Here is a 14,460-nt window from a genome sequence, read left to right as displayed (position 1 = left end):
GCTTATGGAGTAGCCTATGTTGGAAAAAGTATCACTAAATCAAGCTCATTCGACTTATGGAGTACTCTATGTTGGAAAAAGTATTACTAATTCGGCTGAAAACGGCCGTATGGGGTGAATAGGTATGAATTAGGTGTACAAAATCCAACTAAAACCTGCTGTAGCCAGGGTTTCAGCAAAGTAGTTTTACTTTTTCCACTTAGATTTAGTTTCATATAGGTCTCATTGCGCTCCCAAAGCTTTCAAGTTCTCCAGTTGAACTCATATAGGGGGATTCCTTACAAAAGTTGAACTTTAGATTCCCATATTGGGGTTGGCCGCAACTGCGGGGAATGTGTGGGCATCCGGCCGCTCCCAGCTCCAGATTTCCTTCAATTGTACTGCCGTTCGCGGTTGGAATCCGTAGACTGCCTAGCTTCCGATCCAAGCTTTTCCTCCGGAAAGCTTTTAGGCGGATGCTACCGCTCCATAAGTATTTCCTCTCCGCACTCCTACCCATTAAGATATCAAGTTCTACCTGTGTAGTAGGTTAGGTTCGCAAGCAGCTAGGCTCGCAAGCAGGTAGTCTCACCGCCACAAACCTCAATTTCCTTGTTCCCGCAGATTCTTCCAAAAAAGAATGGCAATTTGTGTCCGGTCCCGCAGGCCGAGCTTGCTGAGGATCTCGGTGATGTAATTTTTGACCGTGCCTTCACTTAAAAAGAGTTCGGCAGCGATTTCTTTATTGGTATGGCCTTCAGCGATCAAGGATACCACGGCCAGCTCAGCTTTGGTCAGCCCGTACGCCTCCAAAGTCTTGGGCATCGTCTCTTTCGGGGGCGCAGCTGGCTGCAGAAAACCGGCCAGCTTGCGGGCGATGTCGGGATGGATGAGCAGATTGCCTTCATGCACCGTTTTGATCCCTTGGATAATCCGGTCCGGCGGAATATTCTTCAGCAAATACCCGCTCGCCCCGTTCCGCAGCGCTTCGATAATGTATTCGTCGTCGTCGAAGGTCGTCAGCATCAGCACAGAGATACCGGGGAAGGCTTCTTTGATGGATTTGGTACCCTCGACACCGTCGCAGTTCGGCATCCGGATATCCATCAGCACCACATCGGCATGAGGCAGCTGCTTCAGCAGGGCCAGAGCTTCACGGCCATCGCCAGCGGAGCCCGCCACTTCAATCTCCGGGTCCAGTGCAACCAGTACCTTAAGGCTTTCGCGGATAAATGAATCGTCGTCAACGATAACTACTTTAATCATGTCAGGCCTGTCTCCTTTTGCTGTAAAGTTGAACTTTTAGATCTCCTGGTGAATACCCCTTATGCAATTATGCGGCAGAACATTTTACAGGGGAAGTTTGTCAGACTGACTGTGCAAGGCAATCCTGGTAATCACAGCGAACTCCGGCTCCAGCTGGAGCTCCAGCGTTCCGCCGACCAAATGGACCCGCTCAGCCATTCCCTGCAGGCCCATCCCTCCTTTGCCCCTGAGTTTCAGCAGGGGGTTTTCTTTCGGGCGCTGTCCGTTATTGCCTACCTCCATGGCCACCTCCTGCTCGCTGAACGAGACTTTGATCCATACAGCCGTGGCTTGACCATGGCGGAGAGCATTGGTAAGAGCCTCCTGGGCGTTTTTGTAGAGGGTGACCCGTACGCTGGGATACAGGGGATACGGTATGCCATAGATCTGGTAGGAGGTTTCAATGCCGGTATCCCGGCCCAGCTCCTCCAGCAGCCGGTCCAGCGCATAAGCCCCTTCAAGCTGCGAGCCATAGTTGATCCGCCGAACCGCAGCACGCATATCGTCCATACTCGCCGCCAGCTGGTCCCGGATCTGATTCATCATGTCCATCCCTGTCTCCGGTGAATGAGGCAGTGTGTGGATGGCGGCCTCAGTCATCATTTTGACCCGGATCAGGCGGTGGCCGATATCGTCATGCAGCTGACGGGCAATCCGTACCCTTTCCTCAGCTTGGGCGGCCACTTCGATCTGGGCGGTGAATTGGAGCAGGCTGCTGCGGGCTTCCTCCAGCTCAAAATGCTTTTTGCGCAGCTCGTCATAGAGGAATAGCGTGTCCACTCTCCCGCGCCCTGCGCGCATAAGCAGCTTGTTCAGCACAGCGGAAAGCAAAAAGGTAAGGTTCATAATCACCCGGACCCGGGGCTCTGCGCTGCTTAACGCCACATTTAGCGCCGCTGCATGAATAGCGAAGAAGACAAACACTACAGGCCTGTTCTCCAGTCGGGAGTAATACAACAGTGCCGAAACGGCCGGAAAAATCAGCAGATCTCCATAATGCTGGCACAGCCAGGCCGTATAAAGCAGCTCAATGGCGCAGGCCAGCATACGGAAAGGACCCGGCAGCCGCCCGCCAAGAGCGACAACCAGCAGCAGCAGAAGGAAATGGAGAGTAAACAGCTCATAGTCGGCGTAGTCATAGAGATAGATGGACATCAGGGCAGGGATGATAATAAGCGCATAGCGCAGGACGTTCATTTCTCTGTTCAAATGGAGGTCATCCTTTATAAGATTGTTATGTTTATCTTAGCATAAGAACCTGCTGATTCAGGAGATGACTTAAGTCACCTCCCATTCATGACCTTTCGTACCTTCTGCACCCTCCATCTTACGCTACAATAAATCCATAGAAGCATACAGGAACAGGAGAGATGAAAGATGGCATTTGCAGTCCTAAGCGATGTGGTGAAACGGTATGACCAAAAACTGACGGTAGATCACGTGAATTTCAGCATTCAGGAAGGAGAGATCTTCGGCCTGCTCGGCCCGAACGGTGCGGGAAAAAGCACCACCATCAGTATGATCTGCGGCTTGCTGAAGGCTGATGGCGGCGATATCGTGATTGACGGACTGTCGGTCTTGAGCAAGCCGCTTGAGGTCAAAAAACGCATTGGCCTCGTTCCCCAGGAGCTTGCCTTATATGAGAATATGACCGCAACTGAAAATGTGAGCTTTTTCGGCAAGCTATACGGACTACGCGGCAAGCTGTTGAAGGAACGGGTCGAGGAAGCGCTGGCCTTCACCGGACTTAGTGACCGGGCAAAGGATAAACCGTCCACCTTTTCCGGCGGAATGAAAAGAAGGCTGAACATCGCCTGTGCGATCATGCACCGCCCCAAGCTGATTATTATGGATGAGCCAACCGTGGGAATTGATCCCCAGTCGCGCAATCATATTCTGGAATCGGTAAAGGCACTGAACAAGCTGGGTTCAACAGTCATCTATACGAGCCACTATATGGAGGAAGTAGCGGCTATATGCGACCGGGTAGCGATTATGGACAAAGGCCACATCATTGCCTGCGGAACCGAACACGAGCTGCGGGAGCGGGTCGCCCATGAAGAAAAGATTGTTGTAAAGGCCGCCCATATTACGCCAGCCTTGATCCAAGAGCTGGGCCAGCATCCACGGATAAGCCGCGTCGAGCTGAATGAAGATACAGTAGAACTGTATTTACCCTCCTCGCAAAGTGAGCTGCAGGACATTTTATTTATTTTTGCCAAGCATGAAGGGGTTATTGCTTCCCTGAATATTGAAGAGCCGGATCTGGAGACCCTGTTTCTCAGCCTTACCGGACGGACCTTGCGGGACTAGAGAAGGGAGAGGGCTGAAATGAACATTTGGACGATTATGATGTACGAGCTGCGCAGATTGTTCCGCTCACGCTCGATGCTGTTGAATATGTTTTTGCTGCCGCTGGTGCTGATCTTTCTTCTGGGAGCCTCGCTGTCCGGGGTGGTCGGTGTCAAAAGTGCAACGAAGATAGAACCTGTACGGGTGGCGGTAGTTAATCCTGCAGGTGAAGGGCAGTCGGCTATGATTGCCGCTTTTCTGAAGCTTCCCGACATTCAGAAGGTGATTGTTCCACAGGATGCAGAGAGCCGCCAGGCAGCGGAAAGTGGACTGCGCACCGGCAAGTACAGCTATGCGGTTATTGTTCCAGACGGCTTCGACAGCGAGGTGCAGCAGGGCGGTAAAGCGCAGCTCGAATTTATTCTTGGCAAGGACCGTACGGACAATCTGGTGGCAGGAACGGCTTTTGACAATTTCCTGGACACCATGAATTATAAGCAGGCGGCAGTGGCGGCACTTGGGCCGCAGGCGCTGGCGGTGGAGGCTTCAGCTGCAGTGGACCGTGAAGCGGTCAAGCTGGGCGATCTTAATAACGGGGGCAGAACCTATACGGCTTCCCAATTCTATGCGGCATCCATGCTGCTGATGTTTCTGCTCTACAGCGGAATGACAGTCACCACCTCCCTTTTCAGCGAAAAGGATAACCATACTCTCCACCGGATCAATTCGATGCCGGTCAAAGCCTCGGAGCTGTTCATCGGCAAAATGCTCGGTGTAGGGATTGTATCCATCATTCAATGCCTGGCGATTATTCTGCTCACCGATTGGTTGTTCGGCGTTTACTGGGGCAACCGCCCGGGGCTTCTGCTGCTGTTCTGTCTGCTGATGATTATCGCCTCCATGACGCTGTCCATTGTGGTCTCCATGTTCAGCAAAACGGCAGCAAGCGCAAGAAGCATCATTAGTGTAATTACGGTATGTATGACCTTTATCAGTGGAGGAATGGCTCCCCTTCCGGATTCCTGGGTAAATACCATAGGTGCTTTTACCATTAACCACTGGGTGCAGCAGGCGATCATCCGTATGATGCTGCATTCGGGGCTGCCGCAGCTTACGCCGAATCTGCTCATGATATCGGTCATCTGTCTGGTGATGCTCTGCGGAGCGATTCTCTCATATTGGAAGGTGGGCTACCATGAATAAGATACTGGCGATTGCCTGGAATATGGTCAAGCGGACGATCGCGTCCCGCAGAGGCATGATTACGTATATTTTGCTGCCGAGTATTGTCATCGCCGCTATTATTTCGGTTACCGGAGGGGTGGAGGGCGACAAGCCGACTGTATTGTACAGCAATATGGACACTGGCGCAGCGGGGCGGCATTTACTTGCTGAACTAGAGAATACCGGCGATTACAAGCTGGTTGCCCGCAGTGATGAAGCGGCACTGAAAGAAGGTGTTATTCAGCAGGAAGGCGCTGCAGGAATATCAGTTCCGGCGGAGTATACCGCCCGGCTTGCCCATGGACAGCAGCCTGAGCTGAGCATATATGAGCTTAGAGCGTCAGAAACCTCAATTTTGGTCAAAATGAAAGTGAACACCATTGCGGGTGAAATGCTGGAAACTGCCCGGACCGTTAACGCGGTTAACGGGGGAGCCGGCGGTGCAGAGGCTAAGCTTGGCGCGATTCTGAAGCAGGCGGAGCAGCATAATGTCGGAAGTACGCGTACCGATTATGATCTGTATCCCAGGGAAACCCTTGGCGTCATTACAGGACTGACACTCATGTTCCTCATGGGGCTGGTAACAAGCACCGTCTCCCTGATTATGGACGACCGCAAGGGGCGGACGATGATGCGGATGTTCAGCGCCCCGGTCCGTTCTTACGAAATTGCACTGGGCAATTTTTTGGGCAGCTGTATGGTGGGCATCCTCCAGATTGCCGTTGTGCTGACGCTCGGAAAATGGGTGCTGCGTTATGATTATGAGGTTCCAATGTACCTGTACTTCCTTGTCCTGGCAGCTTTTATGCTTGTATCCATGGGGATTGCCAGCACGGTGGCGGGGCTGGTCCGCAATCCGGGCAACGCAGGTATGCTGAATGCCCTTATTCTTACGCCGACCTGCATGCTGGGCGGCTGCTTCTGGCCGATCTCGGTGATGCCGGACTATATGCAAAAAGCGGCCAACTTCGTGCCGCAGAAATGGGCCATTCAAGCGGTGGATATCGCTGCAGCCGGTGGAGGCTGGAATGAGCTATGGCTGCCCTTTGCCGTTCTGGGACTTATGGCCGCGGTTCTGCTGGCGATTGGCTCGGCCATTCTCCGTCCGAATGAGGCGGGGATTAGCGCTTAGACTTGCTGCCCCTGCGTGAGGTGTTTTATCTGGAGTAAGGTTATTTAGTGAACAACCCTTCGGCTTTCTTATTAAGCTCTTCTTCCACGGAAGAAGGGCTTTTTTGTACTGTGTAAATTTAACGCTGCACCAGACTGCTCTGTCTCAGGACGGAGAAATCCCCGGTCTGTAGGCCGAGAGTGAAACCCATCGCCGGGCGGTTTTGGAGACAGCCTTCTGGCCCTACACTTAGCTAAGTGAGCTATACATAAGCATCAGACATACAAAAACCTATTTTAGATGAATGAAAGGGGAAAAGAGAAATGACATGGTTAACAAAGTGGTCATTCAGCAACAAGGGGGCAGTAGGACTTCTGGTTGTCATGGCGCTTGTCGTGGGCGTCCTTAGCTATACCTCCCTGCCAATGGAGTTTATGCCGGAGGCCGATAATCCTCAGGTTACCGTTACGGTGCTCGGCCCGGGCCAGGATGCGCACTCCATGGAGGCGAATGTGACGAAGCCGATTGAGGCGGCTACTTCAGCTGTGAAAGGCAAAACCGAGCAAATGTCCACTTCCGGAGATGGCTATGCGAAGGTGGATATTTATTTTGACGGCAAAACCAATATGAAGGATGCGGCACAGGAGGTGGAGAAGGCGGTCGGCGCGCTGCATTTCCCCGAAGGGGTCATGGACCCGTTCATCGTGCAGTTGAACACCTCGATGATTCCGATCTCACAGCTCACGATAGCCTTCGATGAAGGGATCACCAAGGACAATCTGAAGCTTGCCGAGGAGACCATCATTCCCGAGCTGCAAAAAATCGACGGAGTCGCAAATGTAGCCCTGTACGGGAAGACAACTCCGCAAGTCAACGTGAAGCTTAATCCACAGGCGATGGCTGCAAAGGGCGTAGCAACAGCCCAGGTGCTGGGACTGCTGCAGGGTCGAAGCGTATCTGCCTCGATCGGAGAGCAGACCATTGGCGGACAGACGGGGAATGTGAATGTGGTTTCCTCGATTGACAGCTTGGATACGCTGAAAAAGCTGCCGGTCGCACCCGGTGTTACTTTGCAGAATATAGCTGCTGTTGAAGCGGCGACTGATCAGGAGAGCGTCAGCCGTTCGAACGGCAAGGATGTGTTGTTCGCTGTCATTACGAAGGAAGCGAGTGCCAATGCAGTCGATGTAGGCGACAAGGTGCGTGAAGTTGCGAAAGATCTGACCCGGTCGGTCAAAAATGCGGAGGTCGCCGTCATCTTCAGTACTTCGGATATGGTCGTCACCTCCGTCAACAGCATGATGCGTGAAGTGCTGCTCGGGGCTTTGTTTGCAACCATCGTCATTCTTATCTTCCTGCGCAATGTGCGCGCCACCTTGATTACTGCGGTATCGATTCCGCTGTCGCTGGCAGTTACACTTTATTTGTTGGACGTGTCCGGCATTACCTTGAATATTGTAACGCTTGGCGGTGTGGCCGTCGCAGTCGGGCGGCTGGTCGATGACAGCATTGTCGTCATTGAGAACATTCACCGCAGAATGCAGAAGGAGTCCTTCTCCGTTCACATGATTATCAGTGCTACCCGCGAGGTCGCAAGGGCAATCACTACATCGACTATAGCTACGGTTGCTGTATTCCTGCCGATGGGTCTGCTGAATGGAAGCCTGCAGGCGTTCCTGCTTCCGTTTGCGCTGACAGTAACTTACTCGCTGTTGACTTCACTGGTAGTGGCGCTGACCGTGGTTCCGCTGTTAAGCTCCTGGCTGCTGCGCAGCTCTTCCCTGAAGGAGCATGGGCCGTCCAGACGGTTTGGCCATTTTCTGGAATGGAACCTGCGCCATAAGTGGGTTACGCTGACGCTGGGTCTGGTGCTGCTGGTAGGCTCCGTTGCCGCCTATGTTACCATGCCCAAGGGGGCGCTGGATGCTTCAGATGCCAGCAATGTTACCGTGCAACTGGTTTACCCCAATAACGTTCCGGTAAAAGAAGTGCTGGAGAAGGGCAAACAGCTGGAAGCCGAACTAATGAAACAGCCGCAGGCCGAAACCGTGATTATGATGACCGGCAACAGCGCCGACTCGGCACAATGGGGGAGTGTGACATCGCTGACCCAGGTGGATTACACCGTGATGATGAAAAAGGATGCCGATGCGCAGGTATTCCTGGACCAGGTTCGCGGAATGCAGAAATCCTATGCGGGTGCAACACTGACTGCAAATGAGTCCAGCATGATGGGTGGCGGCTCGACCAGTGAATATGTAGATATCGTTGGAGATGACCTGAAGTCTATTAATTCAGTGGCCCAAGCCGTAGCTGCCAAAGTGAAAACAGTAGACGGAGTACAAAAGGTCACCAGCAACATGGAGGATACCAAGCCGGTGTTCGCATTCAGGGTGAATCCGGCTGCAGCTAATGCGCAGGAAATTTCCATGCAGCTGGCGGCGATGCTGAATCCGGTTCCGTTGGGGCAAATAGAACTGGACGGCTCGCCTGCCAGAGTGGTATTGGAGCCTGTGCTGCAGCCGAAGGAGCAGAAGGATCTGGAGAAGATCATGATTATGACTGCCGGGGGTCCTCAGCCGCTCTCAACATTGGCTACCCTTGAGGTCACCGACCAGCCAGCCATGCTCTACCATAAAGACGGCAAGCCTTATGTGCGCATTACCGCCGAAGCCGATCCGAAGAAAGTGTCGGCCATTGGCGCAGATATCAAAAAACAAACGGACAGCATTACCCTGCCCGCAGGGGTAACATTATTTGCAGGCGGAGCCTCGGCACAGCAAGCCGGAGACTTCAATGACCTCGGCATGACAGCGCTCATCTCGATCGGTCTCGTCTATCTGATCATGGTTCTGACCTTCAAAACACTGCGCGCACCGCTGGCCATTATGTTCTCCTTGCCGCTTGCGGCCATTGGAGCCGTGGTAGCATTGATTATCTCCGGTGTAACTCCCGACTTCACGGCCTTGTTCGGAGCCTTGATGCTGATCGGTATCGTCGTTACCAATGCGATTGTGCTGATCGACCGCATCAAACAGAATGAAGAGCATATGAGCGTACGCGGGTCGATTATCGAGGCCGCCGGAACCCGGCTCCGTCCGATACTGATGACGGCCATCGCGACCATCTGCGCCATGCTGCCGCTGTTGTTCGGGCATTCCGAGCAGGGCAGCATTGTCTCCCAGAGCCTCGCAATTGTAGTTATCGGCGGTTTGACCGCAGCTACACTGCTGACGCTGGTGGTTGTACCGGCCATCTATGAGCTGCTGTACTTCCGTAAATCCGCTAAGGAACGGACACAAGAGAAGACTTCGGCTGCGGCATAAGCAGTTCGTGGGGCAGAGCTAACTTAATCATCCTACTATAAGAGCAGTGCGGAGATCTCCGCACTGCTCTTATTCCAATAAAAGATATTTTTTCAACTCTTATTCGTAAGATTAGCCCACTGTTCATTGTCCAATAAATATCCTATGATATATTTAATAGTATAGAAGGTTACAATTTGTGAGTTGTAGAGATAAGGGAATAGTTGTAACCAACGCAGATGAATTATAAGTAGTGAATTTGATCACAAGGGTGCCGGATTAATAAAAGAAAAAGGAGGCGTTTGTATTGACAACCTTCAATTCCGGGATGAAAATGTGGTGTTCGGTGGAGGACCTTCCAGCAGCTCAAGCGGCATACTTTCGTCAAACGAATGCTTCAGATCTACATAGTCCGCTCCAGTCCTTACAGGTTCCCTCTGTAAAAGAAAGCAAAGCGATCTATAGTGCGGCCATGGTGGCATCCATGAGAGCCGAGATGGTGGACATCAGCCGGTTCATTCCGATTCCTTATGTGGTGTTTCTGACTGATGAAGAAGGGAAGATTCTCGACCTGATCTGCTCTTCGGGGAGTCTTCAGGAGAATATGGACTGTGCCGGGCTGAGAGAAGGCGTTAATCTCTCCAAGCGGTATTCGGGCTTGAATGCAGTTTCGCTGGCTATGGAGATGAACCGCATAGGAGTGGTGCGGGGAAAGGAGCATACGGACGCTGTGTTCCAGAGCTGGAATTGTGTCTGTGCACCGCTCATTCTGGACGGCGGCACGCAGGGGTATGTGGATATTTCTTTTGATGCGGGCCAGCATATTGAATTTGCGATTCCTTTCGTACAGCAGTTAGCGGAGAATGTAGCATATAAACGAATGGCTAACAATGCGGGTCTGCAGCAATTCAGACGGGGAAAGGTGCTGGACAAATACAAGCTGACCGGGAGAGAGAAGGAGGTCGCTTCACTGTGGCTCTCCGACAAAAGCGCGCTGCATATCTCCAACACGCTGGGCATCAGCGAGGGCTCCGTACGCAATGTCGTGAAGAGCATTTATATTAAAATGAATGTAAGTGACCGTTCCCAATTTGCCAAGAAGCTATTGTAAACGAAAAAAGGCTAATCCGCAAAAAGTCGGGAATGACTTTGGGATTAGCCGCTGTAAGTGTTGCTGCGGTACGTTTCTTACGGAAGGAAGACGTATCTGCGTTGCTGATTGTAATCCCGGAAGCTTAGCCGCAGGAGCAGTTCAGCACCGGCTTGCGTGCTGCCTGGGTCTCGTCGAGACGGCTGATCTCCGTCGTATGCGGGGCATTAATGACGATTTCCGGTGTTTCCCGGGCTTCCTTCACGATCTGAATCATCGTTTCAATGAAGCCGTCAAGCGTTTCTTTGCTTTCGGTTTCGGTAGGCTCGATCATCATGCACTCTTCTACCGTTAGCGGGAAGTACACGGTTGGCGGGTGGTAGCCGAAGTCCAGCAGCCTTTTGGCGACATCCAGTGTGCGCACACCGTACTGCTTAAGGTTTCTGCCGGACATGACAAATTCATGCTTGCAGATCCCCGGATACGGGATTTCAAAATACGGTGCGAGCCGGTGCATCATATAATTGGCGTTCAGCACAGCGTTCTCGGACACCTCGCGCAGTCCATCCGGCCCATAGGTGCGGATATAAGCGTAGGCACGGACCAGGATGCCGAAATTGCCGTAAAAGGCTTTGACGCGGCCGATGGATTCCGGGCCGCCGTAGTTCAGCGAGTAGCTGCTGTCTTCGTTTTGGACCACCGTCGGCTGTGGCAGGAACGGAATAAGCTTCGCTTTTACACCTACCGGTCCGGCACCCGGACCGCCGCCGCCGTGCGGGGTGCTCATGGTTTTATGCAGATTCAAATGCACGACGTCAAAGCCCATGTCGCCGGGGCGGGTAATGCCCATGATTGCATTGGAGTTCGCTCCATCGTAATAGAGCAGGCCTCCGGCTTCGTGTACAATCCGGGCGATCTCCACGATTTGCGTCTCGAACAATCCGAGGGTGCTCGGGTTGGTCAGCATCAGGGCAGCCGTGTCGCTGCCGACAGCTGCTTTCAGAGCCGCCAGATCAACCATCCCTTTATCGTTGGAAGGGATCGTTACCGTCTCCAGTCCGGCCGCAGAGGCGCTGGCAGGGTTCGTGCCGTGCGAGGAATCGGGCACGATGACCTTGGAGCGGGTTTCACCGCGGCTCTCATGGTAGGCCCGGATCATCATTAGCCCGGTCCATTCACCATGGGCCCCGGCGGCTGGCTGCAGGGACACGGCATCCATGCCGGTCAGGGCAGCCAAATCCTTTTGCAGAGTATGCATCAGTTCGAGTGCACCCTGGATGCTCTCTTCCGGCTGGTACGGGTGAATCTTGGCCAGGCCGGGGAAGCGGGCAACATCTTCATTAATCTTCGGATTGTATTTCATCGTGCAGGAGCCGAGCGGATAAAAGCCGTTGTCGACGCCGAAGTTGCGGCGGGAAAGCGCGGTATAGTGGCGGATTACATCCACTTCCGATACCTCAGGCAAGACTACCGGCTCGCTGCGCAGCAATCCTGCCGGAATCAGCGTATCGATGCTTTCTTCCTGCGGAACATCGCACTGCGGCAGGGAATAGGCCGAGCGGCCGGGACGGCTTAGCTCGAAGATCAGACTTTGTTCCGGTTTCATATACATCCCTCCAGTGCGCCTCTAAATTGGTCAATTTCCGTTTTGCTTCGTTTCTCGGTCACGGCAACCAGCATATGTCCGGCCAGCTCGGGATAATCCCGGCCCAGATCATAGCCGCCGAGGTAGCCCTGCTTCAGCAGCTTGGCATTGATCTCGCTGACGCTTGCGCCTTCCGGCAGCTTCAGGACAAATTCATTGAAGAACGGTGCGGTGAACGCCAGGGCGGCACCGGCCAGTTCCCCGAGCTTGCCGGCTGCGTAATGGCTCTTGCGGATATTCAGCTCTCCAACCTCACGCATGCCCTCTTTGCCCATGACGGACAGATATACGGAAGCGCACAGTGCCAGCAGCGCCTGGTTGGAGCAGATGTTCGAAGTGGCTTTCTCACGGCGGATATGCTGCTCGCGGGCCTGAAGCGTAAGCACGAAGCCGCGCTTGCCGTTGCGGTCAACAGTCTGGCCGACAATCCGGCCCGGCATACGGCGCATGAGCGGCTCGGCTACGGCAAAGAAGCCGCAGGTTGGTCCGCCGAGTGAAGCCGGAATGCCGAGCGGTTGGGCATCGCCGACTACGATGTCAGCGCCAAGCTTGCCCGGCGTTTCGAGGATGCCGAGAGCCAGCGGGTTGGCGCTGACCACGAGCAGGCCTTTGAAGGCATGGATCAGCGGCTCAATGGCGCCCAGGTCTTCTACAGCGCCGAAGAAGTTCGGCGACTGCACCAGCACGGCAGCCGTGTCGCCGTCAATCGCGGCGGCGAGCTTCGCCTGATCTGTTACGCCGTCTTTGTAGTCTATTTCTATAACATCCAGGCCCCATGCACCCGCAGAGGTGCGCAGCACCTGGCGTGCTTCCGGATGTACCGTCCGGGAAACGACCAGTTTTTTGCGTTTCGTCGCTCCGGCTGCAAGCACCGCGGCTTCCGCGAAGGCGGTCGCGCCATCGTACATACTGGCATTGGCGACCTTCATGCCGGTCAGCTCACAGATATAGGACTGAAATTCGAAGATTGCCTGCAGCTCTCCCTGGCTGATCTCCGGCTGGTAAGGCGTGTATGCCGTATAGAATTCCGAGCGGGAAATGACATGATTAATGACCACGGGGATATGGTGGTCATACAGCCCTGCGCCGAGGAAGCTGGCGTGGGTGTCGAAGCTGGCATTGCGGTCGGACAGCTCTTTCATATGGCGCAGCAATGCGTATTCATCCAGTGCCTCTGACATCGGCATCGTTCCCTGATAGCGGACGGACTGCGGGATATCGGCGAACAGCTTCTCCACGGACTGAATCCCGACAGCTTCCATCATCTCCTTGCGGTCTTGTTCGGTCATCGGCAGATAACGGTGCTTCATTGCGGCTTCACTCCTTGGCTCTTTTTATAAAATGGCGCTTTGACCACGGCCGCCTTAAGCTGCTTGCCGCGGATCTCCACATAAACCTCTGTTCCAATTTCTGTATAGGCAGCATCCAATAGGGCAAGGCCCAAATTGCGTTTCAGTGTCGGGGACTGTGTGCCTGTGGTGACCTCCCCGATCTTGACTCCACCCGCATAGACCGGATAATGAGAGCGCGGAATGCCGCGGTCAATCATTTCGAGGCCCACGAGGCGGCGGGGCAGTCCGGATTCCTTTTGCTTCAGCAGCGCGTCTCTGCCGATGAAACCGGCTTTGTCCAACTTCACGAAGAACTGGACTCCGGCTTCCAGCGGCGTAATATCCGCCGACAGCTCCTGGCCGTACAGCGGCAGCTTTGCTTCGAAACGCAGCGTATCGCGTGCGCCAAGCCCGGCGGGGGTCAAGCCGTACGGGGCACCTGCGGCAAGCAGGCCGTTCCACAGCGCAGCCGCTGTGTCCACCGGGGCGTACAGCTCGAATCCGTCTTCCCCGGTATATCCGGTACGGGAGAGCAGGACCTCTACACCGCAGACTACAGCGCGTTCGATGAAGTGGAAGGGGGCAAGCTCAGCGAGAGGGGCTGAGGTCACTTCGGCCAGGATCGTCTCGGCAAGTGGTCCCTGCAGTGCGAGCAGCAGTGTCTCATCCGAGACATTTTTCAGCGTCACTCCGCTGAATTCATCTGTAAGATGCTCCTGCAGCCACTCAAAATCCTTGTCGATATTGGAGGCGTTGACGACCAGCATGTAACGCTCTTCCCCGAGGTGGTAGACCAGGAGATCATCAACAACTCCGCCGGTCGGGTAGAGCATCAGCGTGTATTGAGCACCGCCATCCTGAAGACGGCTGACATCGTTCGTGGTCATCTGCTGCAGGAAGGCTTCCGAACCGCTGCCGCTGACCATGAATTCACCCATATGCGATACATCGAACAGTCCGGCCTGCTGGCGGACGGCCTCATGCTCCTTTACGATTCCCGTGAACTGCACCGGCAGCTCCCAGCCGCCGAAATCAATACATCTGGACTCCGCATAGGCGGAGTAGAGATCATAAAAAGGCGTTCTTTTCAAAGCTTCCATCTGCTCACTCCCTTGTCTGATTACACGCGAAAAAGGACAGGCGAAAGACAAATATGCACAACCCGCATATAAGTCCTT

Annotated in this window: 10 protein-coding genes; 5 read left to right on the top strand and 5 right to left on the bottom strand. The window is 53.9% G+C overall.

The window, feature by feature from the left end:
* Window positions 1-582: 582 nt before the first annotated feature.
* Entirely contained in the window at window positions 583-1,245 is a 663-nt protein-coding gene (locus PGRAT_RS28400) for a response regulator transcription factor (protein WP_025708187.1), read from the bottom strand.
* An 84-nt stretch (window positions 1,246-1,329) separates the two neighbouring features.
* On the bottom strand, window positions 1,330-2,493 hold the full coding sequence (locus PGRAT_RS31345) for a sensor histidine kinase (protein WP_052415741.1): 1,164 nt from the start codon (window positions 2,491-2,493) through the stop codon (window positions 1,330-1,332).
* 168 nt (window positions 2,494-2,661) lie between these two features.
* Here PGRAT_RS31345 and PGRAT_RS28390 point away from each other — a divergent pair, with 168 nt between their 5' ends.
* The 5 genes from PGRAT_RS28390 (at window position 2,662) to PGRAT_RS28370 (ending at window position 10,327) form a co-directional block, all read left to right on the top strand.
* Window positions 2,662-3,597: an ABC transporter ATP-binding protein gene (locus PGRAT_RS28390; RefSeq protein ID WP_025707261.1), complete on the top strand. Its 936-nt coding sequence runs from the start codon at window positions 2,662-2,664 to the stop codon at window positions 3,595-3,597.
* Between the two features lie 18 nt (window positions 3,598-3,615).
* The gene (locus tag PGRAT_RS28385) at window positions 3,616-4,779 is read left to right on the top strand and encodes an ABC transporter permease (RefSeq protein ID WP_025707262.1); all 1,164 of its coding nucleotides are present in this window, start codon (window positions 3,616-3,618) and stop codon (window positions 4,777-4,779) included.
* On the top strand, window positions 4,772-5,932 hold the full coding sequence (locus tag PGRAT_RS28380) for an ABC transporter permease (RefSeq protein WP_042267540.1): 1,161 nt from the start codon (window positions 4,772-4,774) through the stop codon (window positions 5,930-5,932). Before PGRAT_RS28385 ends, PGRAT_RS28380 begins: the two co-directional genes overlap by 8 nt.
* 302 nt (window positions 5,933-6,234) lie before the next feature.
* Window positions 6,235-9,237: an efflux RND transporter permease subunit gene (locus PGRAT_RS28375; RefSeq protein ID WP_025703054.1), complete on the top strand. Its 3,003-nt coding sequence runs from the start codon at window positions 6,235-6,237 to the stop codon at window positions 9,235-9,237.
* Between the two features lie 286 nt (window positions 9,238-9,523).
* Complete coding sequence (locus tag PGRAT_RS28370) at window positions 9,524-10,327, top strand: helix-turn-helix transcriptional regulator (RefSeq protein ID WP_025703056.1); 804 nt, start codon at window positions 9,524-9,526, stop codon at window positions 10,325-10,327.
* A 124-nt stretch (window positions 10,328-10,451) separates the two neighbouring features.
* On the opposite strand, the gene gcvPB is transcribed toward PGRAT_RS28370, so the two are convergent.
* From gcvPB to gcvT, 3 genes are read right to left on the bottom strand one after another with little or no spacing between them, the layout of a single operon-like run.
* Window positions 10,452-11,912, bottom strand: coding sequence for an aminomethyl-transferring glycine dehydrogenase subunit GcvPB (gene gcvPB / locus PGRAT_RS28365; protein WP_025703058.1), 1,461 nt, complete (start codon window positions 11,910-11,912; stop codon window positions 10,452-10,454).
* Window positions 11,909-13,261 (bottom strand): aminomethyl-transferring glycine dehydrogenase subunit GcvPA, encoded by a 1,353-nt coding sequence (gcvPA, locus tag PGRAT_RS28360; protein WP_042267538.1) that lies wholly within the window; start codon window positions 13,259-13,261, stop codon window positions 11,909-11,911. Before gcvPA ends, gcvPB begins: the two co-directional genes overlap by 4 nt.
* Window positions 13,258-14,382: a glycine cleavage system aminomethyltransferase GcvT gene (gene gcvT / locus PGRAT_RS28355; protein WP_025708333.1), complete on the bottom strand. Its 1,125-nt coding sequence runs from the start codon at window positions 14,380-14,382 to the stop codon at window positions 13,258-13,260. Before gcvT ends, gcvPA begins: the two co-directional genes overlap by 4 nt.
* Window positions 14,383-14,460: the final 78 nt, after the last annotated feature.

It is taken from the genome of Paenibacillus graminis (genome assembly GCF_000758705.1).
GTDB classification, from domain to species: domain Bacteria; phylum Bacillota; class Bacilli; order Paenibacillales; family Paenibacillaceae; genus Paenibacillus_AQ; species Paenibacillus_AQ graminis.
Note: the sequence above shows the minus strand (reverse complement) of the source record. Positions and strands in the feature narration are given on the sequence as shown.